This is a genomic window from Mycobacterium sp. NGS35 (genome assembly GCF_059812855.1).
In genome coordinates this window covers 240,165-259,267 of record NZ_JCALDL010000006.1, presented here as the reverse complement: position 1 = coordinate 259,267, position 19,103 = coordinate 240,165, and the positions used below count along the sequence as shown (strand labels likewise).

Below are 19,103 nucleotides of genomic sequence, written 5' to 3'. Positions count from 1 at the left end.
TCCGCCACCGCCAATGTGATGAGTCGGGTCATGGGTTACACCTGAGTCGGGTCATCGGTTACAGGTTGCCCTGGCCATCGGCCGGGGTTTTTTGTTGGTTGCGCCAGTAGTTGCGGTGGGGGTCGATGGTGTGGCTGCTGAGGAGGTGGTAGCCGGTTTTGCTGATGACGGTGACGGTGTGGTCGGCCACGAGGATCAGTACGGGCGTATGGGCGTGGGCGCGGCCGACGCCGAGGTGGTGCAGGCGGCTGGCGTGGCGCAGGGTGAGTTTGCCGAATTGGTCGACGGTGTCGTGGCGGATGCGAAAGTGTGCGCTGGGTTGTCTGCGGGGGTGGTCTTTGGGTCTGGCGTTGTAGGCCTGTTGGGGGGTGGTGTGTTTGGGGTGGGCGCGGTGGGCGCGTTGGGTGTTGTCGATGCTGGCGAAGGTGTCGAGCAGGTTTTGCAGTTCGGTCAGTGTGGCGGGTCGGGGTCGTGCGGCGAGCCAGCGTTTGAGGGTTTGGTGGAAGCGTTCGATTTTGCCTTGGGTCTGGGGGTGTCCGGGTTTGCCGTTTTTTTGGGTGATGCCCAAACTGGCCAGGAGGCGTTCGAAGTCGTTGTGGCCGTGGGTGAATCGCGAGGTGTAGACCGCTCCGTTGTCGGTCAACGTGGAGGCGGGCAGGCCGAATTGTTCGGCGGTGGCGGTGAAGCTGGCCACGACGTCGGTGCCGGTTACGCGGCGGTGGGCGGTGCAGGCGAGCAGGTATCGGGAGTGGTCGTCGAGCCAGTTGAGGATCTCGACGTCGGTGCCGTCGGCCAGGCTCCAGTGGGTGAAATCCGATTGCCAGCATTCGTTGGGTTGCTCGGCTTGAAAGCGGTGGTAGGAGCTGCGGGGCCGTTTACGTGGTTGAGGGGTGATCTTGCCGTGGTGGTGCAGGATGCGCCGGATGGTCGACGTGGACGGCACCGGCAGGCCCTGATCGGCCAAATGCCCTTGCAAGGTCAGCGGGCCGGCGTCCAGACCCTCGCCGGTCAGCTTCTCTCGGGTGAGTACTACCGCGGCGATGACTTCGTCTGACACCGCGCGGGGGTTGCTGGCAGGGCGACGCGAGCGCGGATCGACCGCTTGCAGGCCGCCCTGGTGATAGCGCTTGAGCAATCGGTGTATGTGCTGGCGAGACAGACCATAGCTGCGGGATGCGGCGCTGACCGATAACCGACCACTGATGACTTCGAGGACAACCACACGCGCTTTCGACATGTGCCATGACTGTCACCTATGACGCGACTCATCGGCCATCGACACAGGTGTAACCCATGACGCGACTCACCTGTCACCTATGTCGTGAACTCACACACCTCCGCCAGAGCCAATTTTTCTGCCTGATTCTGGGTGCAGATCGCAATCTTCGCTGTGATCGCGATCTGTACGCAGTGTGAAACGGCGCAGAGTCTCAGCGTCCGAACGTCAACGGGCGCCCGCTGGCCTGCCACGCCAGCATCCCGCCGTCGAGTTCCACCACGTCGGTATATCCGAGCCTGCCGAGCTCGGTGGCCGCCGCCGCGCTCATCGGCCCGCGACGACAATAGATCGCTAGCGGAGTGCCCCGGTCCGCCGGCAATCGAGCGGACTCCTCGCCGATGCGGTCGAACGGGACCGACAGATCGGTGCCTGGGATGTCGCCTTCGTAGGGGACATGCACATTGATCGTCACCCGGCCGGGTTCGGCCACCGCATCGGCGAATTCGCTCGCACCCACGAGTCGGCTGGAGGCCACGCTCGCACTGTGCTCGGCGCCGCACGACACTGAGCCGACTGCGGCCGCAGCGATCACAACAGCAAGCCACCTGACTCTCATGCCAGCGCCAGGAACAACTTCTCCAGTTCGGCCTCGGTCATCGGCCGTTCACCGTTGGCGTCGGAGCCGGACACGCACTCCCGCAGGCCCGTGGCCACGATCTTGAAGCCGGCGCGGTCCAGCGCCCGCGACACTGCAGCGAGCTGAGTGACGACGTCTTTGCAGTCGCGTCCCTGCTCGATCATCGAGATCACCCCGGCCAATTGCCCCTGGGCGCGGCGCAGCCGGTTCAGTACCGCGGCGATGGCCTCTTCGTCGCCAATCATCATTCGTGCCTTCCGTCACCTGAGGCTCATCGTACCCTCGGGGGTATTGGTCGCTCAGCTAGAGGCGGCACCAAGGTGCCAGTGTGCCCCGACCCACCGCACGGGACAGTGAGTGGTGCGACTGCAGCTGAGGTAGACGCCTGCGCCGACGAAGGTCAGGCCTGCGGCTAACCCGCCGATGACGAGACTGGTTTCTTCAGCCAGAATCACCGACGCCATTACCAGGACGAACCAGCCGAAAACCTGCCGCAACACCATCGGATTGATCAGCGTCACCAGCCGGCCGCCGACGACGGCGCCCACCACCGCTGCGGTTGTCACCATCGCAGCTATCCGCCATTCGACGTGTTCGGTGGCCAGGTGACCGGCCAGTCCTGCGAACGACTGCATAGCAATCACCACCAGCGAGGTCCCGATAGCTGCCCGCATGGCCAGGCCGCCTAACAGCGCGAGCGCAGGAACCAGCAGAAATCCCCCGCCTGCCCCGACGAGGCCACTGATCGCGCCGACCCCAATGCCCAGCGCGGCGACCTTGAGTAAGGGCAGCCTCGGTCGGCCGCAAGTGGCCGCCGTCTCCTTCCGGCCACGCAGCATCGCGACGGCCGCCGCCACCATGATGACGGCGAACACGACCATGAGGACCGTGCCGGGCACGAACCGCGCGAGCCGGCCACCGCCGTACGCGCCCGCCATGGCGGCGACGCCGAAGAAGGCGGCGACGCGCCACTGCACCTGTCCAGCTCGGGCGGGGGCCATCGTTGCGAATGCACTGGTCACGCCCACCACCAGCAATGACATCGCGATGGCGGCTTCGGCCTCCATCCCGGCGACGTATACCAGCAGCGGCACCATCAGGATCGAGCCGCCGCCGCCCAGGAGGCCCAGCGAGATGCCGACGAAAACGGCCAGCACGACGGTCAACGCGAGCATGTTCCTCACCGCGCCTCGGAGTGCTGAGCCGGGCAACTGGACACTCTGACGAGATTCCCTGCCAGATCGCAGCGTCCACGCTCGGCAGCGGTGGTGGGGACGGCATGCGGCTTATCCATGGGGCCCGCTTTCGATTTTCGTATATACCCATAGGGGTATCTACGCTGATCATACGCATACAGGCCGGGGTATATGCAAGAGGGGAATACGGATACCCCGGGAGGTACTTGACATACCCGTAGGGGTATATGCATGATGGCGTGACCCGCAGAGAGAGTAGGGATAGCGATGATCCTCGAGCAGTACTACATCGAATGTCTGTCGCAGGCGTCGTACCTGGTCGGAGACGAGACCTCCGGCCGCGCGGTCGTCGTCGATCCACGCCGCGACATCGGTGACTACCTAGCGGATGCCGAGCGATACGGCTTGACCATCGAGGGCGTGATCAACACCCACTTCCATGCGGACTTCGTGTCCGGGCACCTTGAACTGGTCGACGCCACCGGCGCCTGGATCGGCTTCGGTGAGGCGGCCGATACGGACTATCCGATCCGCCGATTGGCTGACGGCGAGCACATCTCACTCGGCGAGGTCGACTTGGAGATCCTCTGGACTCCGGGGCACACCTGGGAGTCGATCAGCGTGGTGGTGCGAGCCCATCGCGAGGCGCACCCAACGGCAGTGCTCACCGGTGACTCGTTGTTCATCGGCGATGTCGGGCGCCCCGATCTGGTCAACATCGGCGACAGCTCGACGACCGACTTGGCTCGCGCGATGTACCACAGCATCCACGACAAGCTTTTCGCATTGCCGGACTCCGTCACAGTCATGCCCGCACATGGCGCCGGCTCGTCGTGCGGCAAGAACCTGTCGACCGAGCTAACGTCGACGATCGGTGAGCAGCGTCGCACCAACCCGTCAGCGCAGCCGATGAGCGAGGACGAGTTCGTCGACATGATCACCAAGGGCCAGCCCGCCGCGCCGTCGTACTTCACCGTCGACGCCGCGATGAACAAGCGGGTGCATCCGCTGCTGGATCAGTCGCGAAGGGTTCCTTTACTGACAGCGGCGCAGATCCGTTCCGCCCTCGACAGCGGGATCCGCGTCGTCGACGCGCGTTCGGTCGACGACTTCGCTGCCGGTCATCTGCGAGGCTCGGTCAACGTCGGATTCGACGGGCGGTTCGCCGAGACCGGAGGCATGGTTGCCGAGGTCGGCGACAAGATCGCGCTGATCACCTATCCCGGTGACGAGCAGTTCGCCGCCGTGCGGCTGTCGCGCATCGGTTCGGACAACGTCATCGGGTACCTGAACGTCGATCGTGACAGGGTTTTCCCGGCCGAGTTGTCCGACCTCATCCAGCAGGCAGCACGGGTCACGGTCAGCGAACTGGACCGCAGGCTGTCCGACGACGAGGTCACGGTCATCGACATTCGCAATGCCGGAGAGTTGGCGAACGGCACCATCCCCGGCGCAATCCACATCCCGCTGGCCCAGTTACGCGCTCGGATCGACGAGGTGCCTACCGACAAGCCGATCGTCGTGCACTGCGCCGGAGGGTGGCGCTCGAGCGTCGCCGCCTCACTATTGCGGGCGCTTGGCTTCCGCAATGTCTCTGACCTGGCCGGTGGCTACAACGAGTGGGCCGCGGCCCATGCGGCCGCGTAAGACTTGTACTCGAGGGAGATTCACATGTGCTACCCCGTGCGGTGTGCGGTGTGCGGCAAGACCGGCTGGGCCGGCTGTGGCCACCACGTCGATGCAGTCATGAGTACCGTGCCGGACTCAGACCGGTGCCAGTGCGCCCAAGCTTCTGAATCGTTCGATCGCTCCAATAGACTCATCGTGCGGCCGCTCACCCCCAATAGTAAGTAACAACGAACGGTTGACAGACACTTACCGTTCGTTCATGCTTACCAATGTGGCGGCCTCCCCTCATACCGTGTTGGACGCTCTCGGGGACCGAACCCGACGGGCGATTCTAGAAAAGCTGGCCGACGGTCCCATGCCGGTCGGTGTCTTGGCCGACCAGCTCCCGGTGTCACGCCCGGCGGTGTCCCAGCATCTGCGGGTTCTCAAGGAGGCTGAACTGGTCACCGAGTCAGCAGCAGGGACTCGGCGGCTGTACCGCATCAACCAAGCGGGCCTGAGTGCCGTGCGGGACTACTTCGACCGGTTCTGGGAGTCCGCGCTGGACAACTTCGCCATTCTCGCCGCTGCTGAAGCGGAAAAAACCATCAACAAAGCGCCGCGCCGTCGCGCTAAGAACTGAGGAGTATGTCAATGAGTACTGAATCAGCAGCCGCCGTCGAGGTTTCCCGATCGGTGAGTGTGCCGCTATCGCCAGAACAGGCCTTCGAGTTGTTTACAGCTCGGATGACCGACTACTGGCCCAAAGAGCACTCAATCGGGACGTCAGAGATCGCCGAGGTTGTGCTGGAACCACACGACGGCGGCCGCTGGTTCGAGCGCGGCACGGACGGCAGTGAGTGTCAGTGGGGCCGCGTCGGGGTATGGGATCCGCCGCGAAAGGTCGTGTTGCTGTGGCAAATTGACGCCGACTGGAAATTCGACGCCGATTTCCAGACCGAGGTGGAGGTGACGTTCACGCCGGAAGACTCTGGACGAACGCGGGTGGACCTGCGCCACCGTAATCTGCAGCGCTACGGAGATGCCACAGAGCGGATGCGCGCAGCGTTCGATCACCCCGACGGGTGGACAGGCACCCTCACTCGCTTCGCGGCCCTGGCCGAAACTCACCGTGGAGGGTGACAATCGGACGGTGTCCACAATGGAGATGGCTTGCGACGAACGGAAGGACTTCGCGGAATTACTCGGGCAACTGACACCCGAGCAATGGGAAGAACCCAGCTTGTGTGAACGGTGGCGGGTGCGTGATGTTGTGGCCCATGTTCTCAGCTACGACGAATTGACTCGCTGGGAACTAGTCCGTCGTTTCACTAAGGGCTGGTTCGTGCCTGACCGCGTCAACCAGCTCGGTGTCATTGAATATGCGAGGCGCTCACCCGAGGAACTCACTGAGTTGATGCGTGCATGCATTCGGCCGCGGGGGCTCCCGGCTGGGTTCGGCGGAATGATCGCTCTGGTCGACGGCATGATCCATCAGCAAGACGTCCGGCGACCGCTGGGAATTCAGCGTGACATTCCTTCCGACCGCTTGACGGCCGTGCTCAATTTCGCGCTCACAGTTCCCGCTGTTCGCGGGGCGAGGCGCACGCGTGGAGTGCGGCTCGTCGCCACCGACGTCGACTGGAGCCACGGCAGCGGACCAGACGTGCACGGGCCGGGAGAGGCGCTGCTGATGTGCATGGCTGCGCGCGCTGACGCGTTGGATCAAGTCAGCGGGCCGGGCAAAACGCTTCTGGCTCAACGAATTACCTAGCTGCACTCAGCTACAGCCCTGGTTCAGCCGGTCCGGCCGGCCATGTCCGTCGAAGACACGGATGTTCTGCGATCGCAGTGGCTGATTCGGCCGCCGGTTCCTGCGATTCGCACGTGCGCTGTCATGCTCCCTACGAATCGCCCGCAGCAGCCGTAGTCGCTGCGAAACCTCGTCTGCGGGGACGGCGCTGCACCTACACTGGGTGTAGGCGGATCGGACAAGCACCGATTCCACCAGCACGGACATCAATCCCCTGCGGGGATGTCGTCGATCGATTCGACGCCAAAAATGTTGAGCCAGCGGTTAGATCGCGCTCTGTTTCGCTCCGGCGCCTTGCAGTTGGCCGCGACGGTCCAGGCGACGCAGTGCCAACGCGGCCAACACTCCCACCAGGGCCAGCCCAGCCCAGAAGAGGTACTCGACGTCAGCGCGGCGGGCGGCGCCCATCATGGAACCGGTCGCCAGATTGCCGACGAGGATTCCGACGCCCACAATCGTGTTGTAGAAGCCATAGTGGGTAGCCACGAGCCGCTCGGCGGACAATGTGACGACGGTGTCCATCTCGAACGGAAAGATCGCTGCCGAACCGACGGCGAGCAACGCGGCGCAGAGCAGAAGCGCGGCGACCGCAATCACGAACCCGAAGCGGGCCGTATTCGGAACCATAATGAGCGGAACATAGGCTACCGCCAAGATCACGATCCCGATCATCAAGCTGCGGCCGGGCCCCCACCGTCCAGCGAACCAGCGGGTGATGCGCAACTGCCCGGCTACGGCAATCACACCCGATACCACGAAGACTGAAGCCACCAGCACCGATTCGGATCCCCGGGATAGATTCGCGGCCTGCAGCGGCAAAGCGAGATAGACCTGAAACGACAGCACATAGGAACCGATCATCGCCGCCGCGAACCACAGGAATGATCGGTTGGCCACCACCGTGCGCCAGTCATCGAGGACGGAGCCTTTCTCAGCGGGTGCATCGGCACTGTGTTGGGGCAGGGCGCATAGTTGTGCCACTGTGAGCACCGCGAAGACGGCTGCCGCGGCCAGGGCCGTCATCCGGAAATCGAACGCCACCAACGCCAATCCCACCAATGGGCCGATCAGGATCCCAGCCTGGTAGAAGATGTTGAACATGGCGAACGCGTCCACCCGACGCTCCCGGGCGTCAGCGGCCAGGTAGGCGCGTACTGCCGGATTGAACAACGCGCCCGCGAAACCCGTTGCGGCGGAGGCGATGAGCACCATCGGGAGTGAGTGAGCGAACACCAGCATGCCGAATCCTGCTGTGCGCAGCAGGCAGCCGGCGACAATGAGCGGCTTGAAGCCGAGCCGATCGGCAAGTGTGCCACCGACGATGAACATTCCCTGCTGTGAGAAGTTGCGCACGCCGAGCACCAGCCCGACAGCCCACGCCGCTAATCCCAGAGGCCCGGCCAGGTAGTTGGCCAGATACGGCATCAGCATGTAGAAGCCGAGGTTGATGCCGAACTGGTTGATCATCAGGACCTGGCTGGGCCTGTCGAAGGTGCGGAACATAGACAGGAATCCGATCATCGCGCCGCCTTCACCGGATCGACCACCGTGGTGCACCTGGTCCACGACCGCACAACCTTGTCGAACGGAGTTGAGATGACGTCGGGCTCGTCGGGCGGTATCTGGTCGAATAGGCCATGGTGACGGCAGTAGTCGTCGTTGTAGACGGTGTCGAAATAGCGTTGTGGCCCGTCAGGAAATACCGCGGCGATTGTGGTGTCTCGCGGGTACTTCCGTGCCGCCCACCCGGCGACGAGTGCGACCGCACCGACGCTCCAACCCCCGCTCGCGTAGTGAGTCGCCGCCAGCGTGCGGCAGGCCCACACCGCCTCTGCGGGAGCGACCCAGTGCACCTCGGTGAACGCGTCATAGTCGACATTCCCGGGGTAGATGCTCGAACCGAGGCCGCGCATCAGCCGGGCGGCGGCTGGCTGTCCGAAGATCGTCGAACCCACCGTGTCCACGCCGATCAACTGCAGCTCAGTGTTGAACTGTCGCAGCACCCGAGCCACTCCAGCGGAATGTCCGCCGGTTCCGACCGAGCAGACCAGCACGTCGATGTGCTCCAGTTGTGCTATGAGTTCCAGGCCCAGCGACCGATAGGCGTCGACGTTGTCTGGGTTGTTGTATTGGTCGGGATACCAGGCATATGGGTCTTCGCTGAGCAGTTCTGCTACCCGATCCCTTCGCGCCTGCTGCCACCCGCCGGTGGGGTGCGGCTCGGACACCAGTTCGACTTCGGCGCCGTATGCAGTCAACATGCGCTGAATGATCGGTTCCATCCCGGGGTCGGTGACCAGCGTGACGGGGTGCCGATACACGGTGCCGGCGAGGGCTAGTCCCAATCCCAGTGTGCCGCTGGTTGACTCGATGATGCGTGCCCCCGGACGCAGATCACCGCGGCTTCGACCGCGCTCGACCATGTGCATGGCGGGACGGTCTTTCATTCCACCCGGACTGAATCCTTCGAGTTTGGCCCAGAAGCCCTGGCCCGGTGGTGCAAAGGGCTCCGAGATCCGAAGCACTGGTGTGTGACCGACCATGGTGGCCGGGCGGTGGTAGCGGCCCAACGCTTTTGGCTGACAAGCGCATTGGTCGATGACGTCATTGGACAACAGGTTCTTCATGTGATGGTTGCCTCTGCATCGGAGCTGCATGACTCACAGCTGCTGACGTGGATAACAGTCACCGACCGTCATGCTGAGTGCACGACGGTCTGAGGATGACTTGTCAGCGACGAGCGATGCAGAGCCGGGTCAAGACTTCTCGACCCGACGGCAAAGCGGCGCGGCCGCGTGGTGGCCCGCGCGTTGCGAGCCCGACCGCGTGAACAACGAGGAGGGCCGCTGCGCCGAGCCCGGCCACGGTGCCCAACGCGATCAGGGTCGGGGCCGAGCGAGGCGCCAGCGCAGCGGAGAGTGTCTGAGGCGGTGCCGGTGCACTCTCTGTGCCGAGATGGGGATGGTCGAGAAGGATGGCCGCCGTGCCGTCGTGTGAATGGTGTGCCTGCACTTCAGATCGAGGCAGCGCAAGGAATGTGGCGATGGCAAGCAGCGCGACAGTCGCCACCAACGCAACCGCCGAACGCAGCCTGGCGGCACAGGCATCGGCATGGCTCACAATGGTGCCGATCGTAGCATCGCCACGACCGCACTCTGAGGCGTCGACAAGTTGAGTCCGTGTTGTGACACAGCGGCAATAGCGAACGGCGGCATGCGCGTAGCCCCAGAACTTTATTGCGGAGGAGAACTTATTGCGGTGGCGGCTCGGCAGGCGGCGGGGCGGGCGGCTCGAGCACGGGAAGATTGATCGGCGGCAGGCCCGGGATCTCGACGACCGCCTGATCCGGCGATGGAGGCGGCGGCCCTTCCGGCGCCTCCACCGGTGGGCGTTCGGGCGCCCGCTCCACAGGCGGCGGAGCCGGCGCGACCCCGTTGCTGATGTTGATCGTGACGACGGACCCCGGGATCGTCTGACCGCTCGGTGTGGTGCCGACGACCGCACCGTACGCGGCATAGCTGTTCACCTGCGTCGGCTGGTCGGCCACCTGGAAACCCGCATCCTTCAGCCGCTGGCGTGCCGCATCCAGATTCAATCCCGACACCGGCGGCACTCGGCCGCCCGGCGCGCCGTCGACGTAGCGGGGGTCGGTCGGCGGCAGCTTCACCTCGCCGAAATCGTTGGCGATCGGCTTCATCGCCTCGAACCATGTCCGCGCCGGCTCGCTGCCCCCGTACAGGTCGCCGCCATAGCACTTGCGCAGCGGAAAGGAACAGATGCCCGACGGCACGTTGGAGTCGTCGAAGATGTACACGGCCGCCGCGTAGTGGTTGGTGAAGCCGACGAATCCCGACGACCGGTGCGACTCGGTGGTGCCGGTCTTGCCCGACATCGGCAGCGTCCAGCCGACGGACCCGGCCGACCCCGCCGCGGTGCCGCCGGGCTGGTCGTCGCGGCTCAGCGCATTGGCGAGCGTGTTGGCCAATCCCTCGGGCACCACCTGCTCGCACGGCTGAGCGGTCAACGGCACCTCTTTGCCGTGGCGGTCGACGATCTTGTCGATCGGGCTGGGCGGACACCACACCCCACCCGACGCCAGCGTCGCCGCCACATTGGACAGCTCCAGCGCGTTGAGCTGGAACGGACCCAGTGTGAACGAGCCCATGTTGCGTTCCTTGATGAAGTCGGCCAGGCTCTGGTTGCTCTGCGGGTCATAGGCCCGCGCTGTTCCCGGAGTGGCGTATGACCGCATCCCGAGCCGGACCGCCATGTCGACGGCCCGCGGCACTCCCACCTGCTGGATCAACTTGGCGAACGCGGTGTTCGGTGAGGTGGCCAACGCCTCGGTCACGTTCATCGAACCGCGGTAGCGCCCGGCGTTGCGGACACACCAGGTCTCCCGCGGACATCCCGGCGTATCGCTGCTGCCGAGCCCCTTGGCCTGGAAGAAGCTCGGCACGTCCAGCTGGGTGTTGATCCCCATGCCCATTTCCATCGCGGCCGCAGTGGTGAAGATCTTGTAGATCGACCCAGCGCCGTCGCCGACGAGCGAGAACGGCTGCGGCTGCATGGTCTCGTCCGCGTCGACGTTCAGCCCGTACGTCCGGTTGCTGGCCATCGCCATGACCTGATGCGAATTCTTGCCGGGCCGGATCACGCTCATCACGTTCGCCACCCCGTCGAGCGTCGGGCGTGCGACGTTGTCGACCGCCTGTTTCACCGACGCCTGCACTTTGGGATCGAGCGAGGTGCGGATCAGATAACCGCCGCGCGCCACCTGCTCGCGGCTGATACCGGCCCTGGCCAGGTACTCCAAGACATAGTCACAGAAGAACGCGCGGTCGCCGGCCGCGATGCAGCCACCCGGCAGCTGCTTCGGCCGTGGCAGCACACCCAGTGGCTGGGCCTTCGCCGCGCGCAACGCGTCCGCGTGGGCCGGGAAGTTCTGAATCATGGTGTCCAGCACCAGGTTTCGGCGTTGCAGCGCCCCGTCGGGGTTGAGGTAGGGATCAAGCGTGCTCGTCGACTTCACCATGCCGGCCAGCAGCGCGGCTTGCTGCCAGTTCAGCTGCGAAGCGTTGACCCCGAAGTACGTCTGCGCCGCGTCCTGCACGCCGTACGCGCCGTTGCCGAACGACACCAAATTTAGGTAGCGGGTGAGGATCTCAGGCTTGGACAGCGTCTTGTCGAGCGTCAGCGCCATCCTGATCTCGCGCAGCTTCCGGGCCGGGGTGATCTCCACTGCCGCTCGGCGCTCGGCGTCGGTCTGGGCAGTCACCAGCAGCTGATAGTTCTTCACCAACTGCTGCTCGATTGTCGATCCGCCGCGGGCGTCGATGTCGCCCGACAGGTACCCGTGCAGACCGGTCAGCGTGCCCTGCCAGTCCACGCCGCTGTGCTCGGGGAACCGCTTGTCTTCGATCGAGACGATGGCCAGCTTCATCGTGTCGGCGATCTGCTCGGTCGGCACCTCGAAGCGGCGCTGGCTGTAGATCCACGCGATCGTGTTGCCGGACGTGTCGACCATCGTCGACACCTGCGGAATCTCGCCCTCGATCAGCTGCGCCGACCCGCCGGCCACCACGTCGGACGCCCGGTTGGACAGCAGCCCGATACTGCCGGCCAACGGAAACATCACGCCTGCTGCCAGCACGCCGGCCAGCAGACAGCACCACATCAACTTGACGACCGTCGCGGAGATCGTCGGGCGCTCCCCCATACCCAGACATTATCCGCGCCGTAGGACAGGATTCGATGCACGCCGCGTTTGGCGTGGCCACGAGCCAGCGGCTAGCCCGACGACGGCAGCTGCCGGGCCAGCTCCCAACCCTTCTGCGCGAGCGCGCGGTAGCGGTCACGAAACTCCGACGTGCCGGCGCGCGCGTCGGCGGCGTTGCCGTCCAAACCGCGCCGCCACACGCCCGCCACGATCGACGCGAGCCGGAACAGCGAGAACACGATGAACACGTCGAGCGAGGGCGGCACCTCGCGGCCGGCATACCGGCAGTAGCTTTCGACAAACTCCTGCTGAGTCGGAATGCCGGTGCCGGACAGATCCTCACCGGCCACGCCGTTGCGGCCGCCCTGTTCGGCGGGCAGGTGATAGGTCAGGCATGTGTAACCGAGGTCCGCCAGCGGATGGCCGATCGTGGCGAGCTCCCAGTCCAGCACCGCGACCACCCGCGGCTGCGTCGGATGAAGCAGCACGTTGCCCAGCCGGTAGTCGCCGTGGGCAATGCACGCGGGTCCGTCGTCGGAAGGCAGATGCTGCGGCAGCCATCGCGCCAAGTTGTCCATCGCCGGCATCTCTTCGACCCGGGCGGCCTCCCACTGTCTGGTCCACAGCGCCACTTGGCGTTGCATGTAGCCCTGCGGCTTGCCGAAACCGTCCAATCCGACGGCGCGCCAGTCGACCCGGTGCAGTGCCGCGAGCACCCGCGCCAGATCGTCGTACACCGCCGCGCGATGTTCGGGTGTGCCTTCACGCAACACCCGATCGGGGAAGATCCGCCCTGCGACGTAGTCCATCACGAAAAACGTTGTGCCAATGACGCTTTCGTCCTCGCACAGCAACCGCATGCGCGGCACCGGCACCTCGGTGTCGGCCAGCGCCGACATGACGCGGTATTCGCGCTCCACCTCATGGGCCCGTGGCAGCAGCTTGCCCGGCGGCTTCTTGCGCAGCACGAAATCGCCCGCAGAGGTGTGCAGGTGATACGTGGGGTTGCTCTGGCCGCCCTGGAACTGCCGAACTTGCACCTCACCGTCGAAACCCGGCAACCGGGAACGCAGGTAGCGTGACAGCGCGGCCTCGTCGAAACGGTGAGCCGGCAGCACAGGAACGAGTTCGGCGGCACCTTCCATTGACAGAAGACCGTAGTCGCACCGTTAAGGTCAAAGGCATGGGCATGCTCGACCGGCTCAAGACCGCGGCTCGGGAGAAGCTGCAACGAGCGGTGGCCGAGGTCGTCAGCGAGAAGCTCGGCGACGAACGTGCGCACACGCAGCGGTCTGCACAAGATCTGACTGCCGACGTCCTCGCCGCGATCGAGCGCGTCGACCGTCATCTCGACGACGTCGATGCCCGCCTCGGTGCCGTCGCGGACCGCATCGACGAGGTGATCCGCCGCCAGAACGAACTGGAATTCCGTGCCCGGCGCGACATCTGGTACGCCGAGGATCTACGGGTGACCGACGAGACCGCCGCGTTCGTGTTCGAGCACATGCCTAAGGCCGCGGTGTTCTGGCATCCCCACGACACACTGCGGTTCGCGCTCAACGAGATCAAGGGCCCCGGCTTGGCGCTCGAGTTCGGCGTGGCTACCGGCACCACGCTCACCATCATCGCCGACACGGTGAGCCGGGACCGTGCGGTGTTCGGCTTCGACAGCTTCGAAGGGCTGCCCGAGACGTGGCGAACCGGTTTCACCGCAGGCGAATTCGCGCAAGAGCCGCCTAAACAGATCCGGGGCGCCACGCTGGTGACCGGGCTGTTCGAAGAGTCGCTGCCGCCGTTTCTCGCCGAGCACGACGAACCCGTCGCATTCCTGCATCTGGACGCCGACCTGTACTCGTCGACCAAGACCGTGCTCGACCTCGTCGGTGATCGGCTTGCCCCCGACGCAGTGCTGCTGTTCGACGAGTACTTCAACTACCCGGGCTGGCAACACCACGAATACCGGGCATTCGACGAGTTCATCGCCCGCACCGGGCGCACTTTCGAATACCTCGCCTACACCGGCAACAACGAGCAGGTGGTCGTCCGCCTGCATTAGCGAGCGGTCAGCTGTTGAACAGACGCGACCAGTTCTCGCGACTGATCAACTCCGGCAGCGCTGCCCGGTACTGCTCCTGCACCGTCGGTGCTTGTGTGCGGAATCGCCGCAGCGCCTTGGCTGCCCGCCGGGTGAGCTTCACCAGTTTTCGCTTGTCGCGCCGACGAATTCGCACCCCGGCCTGGGAGGCGTCGGTGACCACGACGTGGTCGAACAGCGATGTGTGCCACCACGTGTTGTCGTCGGACGTGACAGCGACGGGCCCGGGGATGGTGCGCCCCAGCCACTGGTACACCGCACGCTTGGCCAGCACCAGGTTCAGCCTGTCCTTGCGTGGCAGGTAGCCGCGCGGGCGCACCCGAGGCACAGCGCCGGTGAGTTCGGTGATCTCGGCCGCCGGATGCATCACGGTCTCGGGGTACGCCGAACGCTCCTGACGGATTCGCGCCAACGCGGCCGCCCCACCGTCGCGCAGGATCTCCGGTCCGGCGAGGAAGTCTTCGATCCCTCGAATCACCGTGTGCGCCAACCCATATTGCATGGAGACCAGATGTTCGGTGATCTCCCGCGCCAGCCATCGCGCGGTGGTCGGCGCGTCGATGTTGCTGTGCAGCGCATAAGTGATCAACGCGTTGCGCACCTGGAAGTAGCGGGTGAAGTCGTCGCGGTCCTTCCAGTGGAAGTCCGCGTGCCACACGCCGGCGTTGGGCAGTGTCACGGTGGGGAAGCCGTTAGCCAGAGCGCGCAAGCCGTATTCGATGTCGTCCCATTGGAAGAAGGACGGGATCGGAAGGCCGATCGCCGTGATCACCTCCGACGGGATCAGACACGACCACCAGGCGTTGTACTCGGCGTCCACCCGCTTTTCCTGCTGATGTTTGACCATGTCGGAAAAGTGCAGCGAGTTCGGCACCCAGCGGCCCGAGCGGATCTTCACCAGGTCCGTCTCTTCGGCACTGGTGAGCAGCTTTCGCGGATCCTTCAGCAACAGCATCTGCGCACCCACGCAGGTGGGCGTCGGGGTCAGGTTCGCAAAAGCGTTGAGCCGCAACACCGATTCGGGTTCACACAGGATGTCGTCGTCCATCAGGATGACGTTGGCGTGGTCGGCGATGCTGGACACCTCGTAGAGGCCGCGGGTAAATCCGCCTGCCCCACCAAGATTCGGCTGACGAAGATACACCAGCTTGTCGCCGAGCTGCGCGGCGGCGTCGTTGAACAGCGGCCGGCTCGCGACGGCGTCGGTGCCCTGGTCGGTCACATACACCGCGTCGATCTCGGCCAGCAGCGTCTTGTCCCCGGCGATCGCCGCGACCGTGGCCGCGCATTCGTCGGCCCGGTTGAACGTGCAGATCGCGATCGCGGTCGGTCGGATCGACGGCGGAGCGGGCACGGTCCACTCCAGGTCGGTGATCGTCAGCGGCCCACCGACGGCCGTGCATTCCATCCACAGCGCACCGCCGTCGAGGTACTCGTTGAGGCGAGCCGACAGCACCGCAGTGCCGGTGCCGGCCACCTCGGTGCTCGCGACCGTCCGAGGGTTGCCGTGCGCATCCGAGGCACGCAGCAGCAGCCGCGCCGGGCTGGACGTGTCGAACAGCAGCTTCAGCTGGACCTCGGTGACGGTGGTCCAGCGCTGGAAGTAGGCGGCGGGCAGCCGCCCGAAGTAGGTGTTGGTGTCGACGGTCGCGCCGTGCTCGAGGTGCAGCGCGTGACGTTCGCGACGGGCCTTACCCTTCACCACCTGCGCGTACAGTTCGTCGGGCACCTTTGGGCTCGGGCCGGCGAACAGGCCGCGGGCCACCACCAGCCGCTCGGGTGCGGCGTGTTCGGTCAGCGCCTGTTTGAGCGCGTCGGTGCCGCCATGACCCGGCGCGCCCCGTTCGCGCTCGCTCATGCTGCTCCTACGTCGTGACGAGGGCCTGTTCTCACGCGGAAGATCCACATGGACCCGCAAGGAGACTAACAAGTCGGCGGCGTCGTCACCCTTCGCGAAACGGCCCGGTGGGGGCCTGAACCGTCGCGACCCTGAACCAAACCGTTCTCCGCTTCGTGGCACCGGTAGGGAGTCGGGGTCGGGAGGGGACGGTCATGAACACCGCGTCGAGTGATCCAGAGAACCGCTGCCGAGACGCCGGCACGTACTTAGTCGACCGGGTCGGCCGCCAGGAGTGGCTGGACCGGCCGAGCTACCGGCTCGAACATGTGCTGACTTTTGCGTTTGCGGCGTTGGGCAGATACCGCGAGCGGGTCAGCAATGCGTTGCACGGAACCTGGCTCGGGCATCCGCTGCATCCGGCCCTGACGTCGCTGCCCACGGGTGCGATCGCTACCACGGTCGCAATGGACGCGGCCGGTGTGTTGCCCGCCCGCAGGGCCGCTTTGCGTGACGCGTCGAAGTTTGCGATGGGCGTCGGAATTCTCGGCAGCGTCGGCGCGGCGGCAACCGGGCTGACCGACTGGCAGCACACCCACGAGCAGTTACGCCGCGTCGGCCTGGCGCACGGCGCCGTGAACGTTGTAGCCACCGGCCTGTACGTGCAGTCGTGGCGCGACCGCCGACGCGGCCGGCATGTCAGGGGCATCCTCGGCACGGGGGTGGGCTACGGGCTCACGATTGCCAGCGCTTACCTCGGCGCCGCGCTGGTGTACGGCGAGGGTATGGGAGTGGACCGCTCCGGCGCCCGATTGACCGTGGACGAATGGCGGCCCGCGTTGCCGTTGGCGGCGCTCGACGGGCAGCCGCGCCGCGTACTGGTGGACGGGATCGGGGTGGTGCTGTACCGCGACGACGACCGGGTCCTGGCCGTCGGCGAAAGCTGTCCGCACCTCGGGGCGCCGATGGCCGACGGCTGGATCGACCGCGGCGAGATCGTGTGCCCCTGGCACGGCTCGCGATTCGCATGCCAGTCCGGGGAGGTGTTGCGAGGACCGGCGACGGCGGCGCTGCCCCGTTACCCGACCCGCGTCCGTGACGGCCTGGTGGAAGTGCGCGGCACGGGTCGCCAGGAGACACCGTGAACGCCTACGACGTGCTCTTCGAACACCACGACGTGTTGCGCGCACTGTGCAAGACGATCTCCGCGGCGTCGCCGGGCTCCGCTGACCGGGAGGCCGCCCTGGATGAACTGCTCATGGAACTCGACATCCACATGCGCATCGAAGACGACCTGTTCTATCCGGCAGTGTCGGCGGCCAGCAAGCTCGTCGCGATCGCGCACGCCGAGCATCGCCAAGTCTGGGACCAGCTCGTGGTGCTGTTGCGTACCGCTCCCTCGGCGCCGGAATACGAAGACGAATGGCAGGCATTCGTCACGGTGCTCGACGCCCACGCCAACGAAGAGGAGCGTGACCTCTGCCCGCCGCCCGTGGAGCTGGAACAGGCTTTCTTGGACCGGCTCGGTGACCAGATGGCCGCGCGCATCGGCCAATTGCGCGAGTCGCGCATCGAGAAGTTGCGCGTGAAAGGGCGCTCGGCGCTGTTGCGCGCGTTGTGACCTACCTGGCCCGCAGTTCCACGCAGCATTCCCCGGCACTGGGCGCCAGCACGGCCTCGACGGTGTCCGCCAGCAGCCCGTCGAGCAAGCCGCCGACGAACGCGTGGTTGAGCCCACACACCAAGTCGGGCGCGTCCGCAGCCAGCGGATGGAACGGGCAGTTGCGCAACCGGACACGGCGCGCGTCGTCTCGTCCGGGCTCGAATCCGTAAGCCGCCATAGCTTTTTCGGCGATGCTCAGTGCCCGCTCGACCCCGAGCCGGCCGGGCCGCAGCTGCTCACGTATCGCGGCGCCGGCCTCCTTGCCGCGCGTGTGCGCGGCGATGTAAGCGGCGTCCCGCGCTGATCCGTGTGATCCCTCGGTCAGCACCGCCTGGACCAAGATCTCGGCCAGCACCTCGTGGCGTCGGGCGGGAAGGCTGACTTGTAAGGCTTCGCCGGTGGGCTCATACGCTTTCGGCCGCCGTCCGACCCGGGAGCCGTCGGCTAGGAACCGGGAGGTGAGCAGCCCTGCGTGTACCAACTTGTCCAAGTGGAATGCGGCGAGCTTGCGGGAAATCCCGACGGCCGCGGCCGCCTCTTCCCGCGTGACCGGCCTACGGGCGGCGCGGATGAACTCGTAGAGCCGCCGGCGTTGACCGTCGTCCAACGCGGCGACGGCGCGGATCGCCGCCTGGTCCGGGGTGCCCGACGTGCCGGTCACCCGGCCAACAATATCGCTAAGAATCATTAGTCAAACGCCTTCCCAACCCAGTGCAAGCTCGATATCTTGGGAAAAGATTCGATGACCACTGTCTGGACCAGACGTGGAGGCGGCCATGGGCAGTCACGTGGAAGACGCCAAACGGCCCGTCAGCGCGGCTCTGGCCGGACCGTACGGACATCCCTTCCACCCCATCCTCGTCACCGTCCCGATCGGCGCATGGCTGTGCAGCCTGGTGTTCGACGTCGCGTCGCGGATCGTCGACGAGCCGGGGTTTTTGGCGCAGGGCTCCGAATGGCTGATCGGGATCGGCGTGATCGGTGCCCTTGCCGCGGCGGCCGTCGGCTTCCTCGATCTGTTTGCGATCCCGTCCGGCACGCGCGCGTTTCGCACCGCACTGCTGCACATGACGCTGAACCTGCTGGTCGTCGCGGCCTACGTCGTGAACTTCGCGTGGCGCTACGGCCATGAGGCCGGCGGGCGGGTTGCGGTCGGGTTGGTGGCGTTGTCGGCGGTCACCTTCGCGGTCCTGGGTGTATCCGGCTTCCTCGGCGGCAAGCTCGCCTACCACTACGGCGTGCGAGTGGTGCGCGAGGCCGACCAAGCCGAGGGGTTCGCGTCATGAACTCGCCACAGGAGGAGTCACAGGAAGGAC

General features: G+C 65.6%; 19 protein-coding genes and 1 pseudogene. 9 read left to right on the top strand and 11 right to left on the bottom strand.

The features are described from left to right. Positions 1-35: 35 nt before the first annotated feature. The 4 genes and pseudogenes from AC5Y4C_RS13000 to AC5Y4C_RS12985 form a co-directional block, all read right to left on the bottom strand. Positions 36-1,237: pseudogene (locus AC5Y4C_RS13000) on the bottom strand (IS481 family transposase). A 193-nt stretch (positions 1,238-1,430) separates the two neighbouring features. Next, positions 1,431-1,754: a rhodanese-like domain-containing protein gene (locus AC5Y4C_RS12995; RefSeq protein ID WP_499951955.1), complete on the bottom strand. Its 324-nt coding sequence runs from the start codon at positions 1,752-1,754 to the stop codon at positions 1,431-1,433. Between the two features lie 77 nt (positions 1,755-1,831). Continuing rightward, positions 1,832-2,101, bottom strand: a complete 270-nt coding sequence (locus AC5Y4C_RS12990; protein WP_499952061.1) for a metal-sensitive transcriptional regulator — start codon at positions 2,099-2,101, stop codon at positions 1,832-1,834. Positions 2,102-2,155: 54 nt separating this feature from the next. After that, positions 2,156-3,031 carry a sulfite exporter TauE/SafE family protein gene (locus AC5Y4C_RS12985; protein ID WP_499951953.1) on the bottom strand — a complete coding sequence of 292 codons (876 nt, stop codon included), beginning with the start codon at positions 3,029-3,031 and terminating at the stop codon, positions 2,156-2,158. A 288-nt stretch (positions 3,032-3,319) separates the two neighbouring features. Between AC5Y4C_RS12985 and AC5Y4C_RS12980 the strand changes: the two genes are divergently transcribed. The 5 genes from AC5Y4C_RS12980 to AC5Y4C_RS12960 are packed head-to-tail and all read left to right on the top strand — an operon-like array spanning position 3,320 to position 6,434. Beyond that, a complete protein-coding gene (locus tag AC5Y4C_RS12980) occupies positions 3,320-4,699 on the top strand; it encodes a rhodanese-like domain-containing protein (protein WP_499951949.1) in 1,380 nt (459 codons plus the stop codon). Between the two features lie 24 nt (positions 4,700-4,723). Further along, positions 4,724-4,906: a DUF8730 family Cys-rich protein gene (locus tag AC5Y4C_RS12975; RefSeq protein ID WP_499951947.1), complete on the top strand. Its 183-nt coding sequence runs from the start codon at positions 4,724-4,726 to the stop codon at positions 4,904-4,906. A 34-nt stretch (positions 4,907-4,940) separates the two neighbouring features. Further along, positions 4,941-5,303 (top strand): ArsR/SmtB family transcription factor, encoded by a 363-nt coding sequence (locus tag AC5Y4C_RS12970; RefSeq protein ID WP_499952059.1) that lies wholly within the window; start codon positions 4,941-4,943, stop codon positions 5,301-5,303. Positions 5,304-5,308: 5 nt separating this feature from the next. Then, positions 5,309-5,803, top strand: a complete 495-nt coding sequence (locus AC5Y4C_RS12965; RefSeq protein WP_499951945.1) for an SRPBCC family protein — start codon at positions 5,309-5,311, stop codon at positions 5,801-5,803. 19 nt (positions 5,804-5,822) lie between these two features. After that, positions 5,823-6,434 (top strand): maleylpyruvate isomerase family mycothiol-dependent enzyme, encoded by a 612-nt coding sequence (locus AC5Y4C_RS12960; RefSeq protein WP_499952057.1) that lies wholly within the window; start codon positions 5,823-5,825, stop codon positions 6,432-6,434. 303 nt (positions 6,435-6,737) lie between these two features. Here AC5Y4C_RS12960 and AC5Y4C_RS12955 read toward each other — a convergent pair whose 3' ends face one another. The 5 genes from AC5Y4C_RS12955 to AC5Y4C_RS12935 all read right to left on the bottom strand — a co-directional run bounded on the left by AC5Y4C_RS12955 (position 6,738) and on the right by AC5Y4C_RS12935 (position 13,337). Further along, positions 6,738-7,994 (bottom strand): MFS transporter, encoded by a 1,257-nt coding sequence (locus AC5Y4C_RS12955; RefSeq protein WP_499952056.1) that lies wholly within the window; start codon positions 7,992-7,994, stop codon positions 6,738-6,740. Next, entirely contained in the window at positions 7,991-9,100 is a 1,110-nt protein-coding gene (locus tag AC5Y4C_RS12950) for a PLP-dependent cysteine synthase family protein (RefSeq protein ID WP_499951943.1), read from the bottom strand. Before AC5Y4C_RS12950 ends, AC5Y4C_RS12955 begins: the two co-directional genes overlap by 4 nt. A gap of 103 nt (positions 9,101-9,203) precedes the next feature. Further along, on the bottom strand, positions 9,204-9,593 hold the full coding sequence (gene lpqS / locus AC5Y4C_RS12945; RefSeq protein WP_499951942.1) for a putative copper homeostasis (lipo)protein LpqS: 390 nt from the start codon (positions 9,591-9,593) through the stop codon (positions 9,204-9,206). A gap of 130 nt (positions 9,594-9,723) precedes the next feature. After that, positions 9,724-12,192: a transglycosylase/D,D-transpeptidase PonA2 gene (gene ponA2, locus AC5Y4C_RS12940; RefSeq protein ID WP_499951941.1), complete on the bottom strand. Its 2,469-nt coding sequence runs from the start codon at positions 12,190-12,192 to the stop codon at positions 9,724-9,726. Between the two features lie 71 nt (positions 12,193-12,263). Further along, positions 12,264-13,337, bottom strand: a complete 1,074-nt coding sequence (locus AC5Y4C_RS12935) for a phosphotransferase family protein (RefSeq protein ID WP_499951939.1) — start codon at positions 13,335-13,337, stop codon at positions 12,264-12,266. 44 nt (positions 13,338-13,381) lie between these two features. On the opposite strand from AC5Y4C_RS12935, the gene AC5Y4C_RS12930 reads away from it, so the two are divergent. Continuing rightward, positions 13,382-14,248, top strand: a complete 867-nt coding sequence (locus tag AC5Y4C_RS12930) for a class I SAM-dependent methyltransferase (protein WP_499952054.1) — start codon at positions 13,382-13,384, stop codon at positions 14,246-14,248. Between the two features lie 7 nt (positions 14,249-14,255). Here the strand turns inward: AC5Y4C_RS12930 and AC5Y4C_RS12925 are convergent, their stop codons facing one another. Further along, positions 14,256-16,145 (bottom strand): glycosyltransferase, encoded by a 1,890-nt coding sequence (locus tag AC5Y4C_RS12925; RefSeq protein ID WP_499961360.1) that lies wholly within the window; start codon positions 16,143-16,145, stop codon positions 14,256-14,258. 194 nt (positions 16,146-16,339) lie between these two features. Between AC5Y4C_RS12925 and AC5Y4C_RS12920 the strand changes: the two genes are divergently transcribed. Together AC5Y4C_RS12920 and AC5Y4C_RS12915 are read left to right on the top strand one after the other, a co-directional pair. Continuing rightward, complete coding sequence (locus tag AC5Y4C_RS12920) at positions 16,340-17,269, top strand: Rieske (2Fe-2S) protein (protein WP_499951937.1); 930 nt, start codon at positions 16,340-16,342, stop codon at positions 17,267-17,269. Then, complete coding sequence (locus tag AC5Y4C_RS12915) at positions 17,266-17,745, top strand: hemerythrin domain-containing protein (RefSeq protein ID WP_499910759.1); 480 nt, start codon at positions 17,266-17,268, stop codon at positions 17,743-17,745. The genes AC5Y4C_RS12920 and AC5Y4C_RS12915 overlap by 4 nt, the downstream gene beginning before the upstream one ends. Before the next feature lies 1 nt (position 17,746). On the opposite strand, the gene AC5Y4C_RS12910 is transcribed toward AC5Y4C_RS12915, so the two are convergent. After that, positions 17,747-18,448, bottom strand: a complete 702-nt coding sequence (locus AC5Y4C_RS12910; RefSeq protein ID WP_499947843.1) for a helix-turn-helix transcriptional regulator — start codon at positions 18,446-18,448, stop codon at positions 17,747-17,749. 115 nt (positions 18,449-18,563) lie between these two features. Here AC5Y4C_RS12910 and AC5Y4C_RS12905 point away from each other — a divergent pair, with 115 nt between their 5' ends. Continuing rightward, positions 18,564-19,073: a DUF2231 domain-containing protein gene (locus AC5Y4C_RS12905; RefSeq protein WP_499951935.1), complete on the top strand. Its 510-nt coding sequence runs from the start codon at positions 18,564-18,566 to the stop codon at positions 19,071-19,073. The last annotated feature ends 30 nt before the right edge of the window (positions 19,074-19,103 follow it).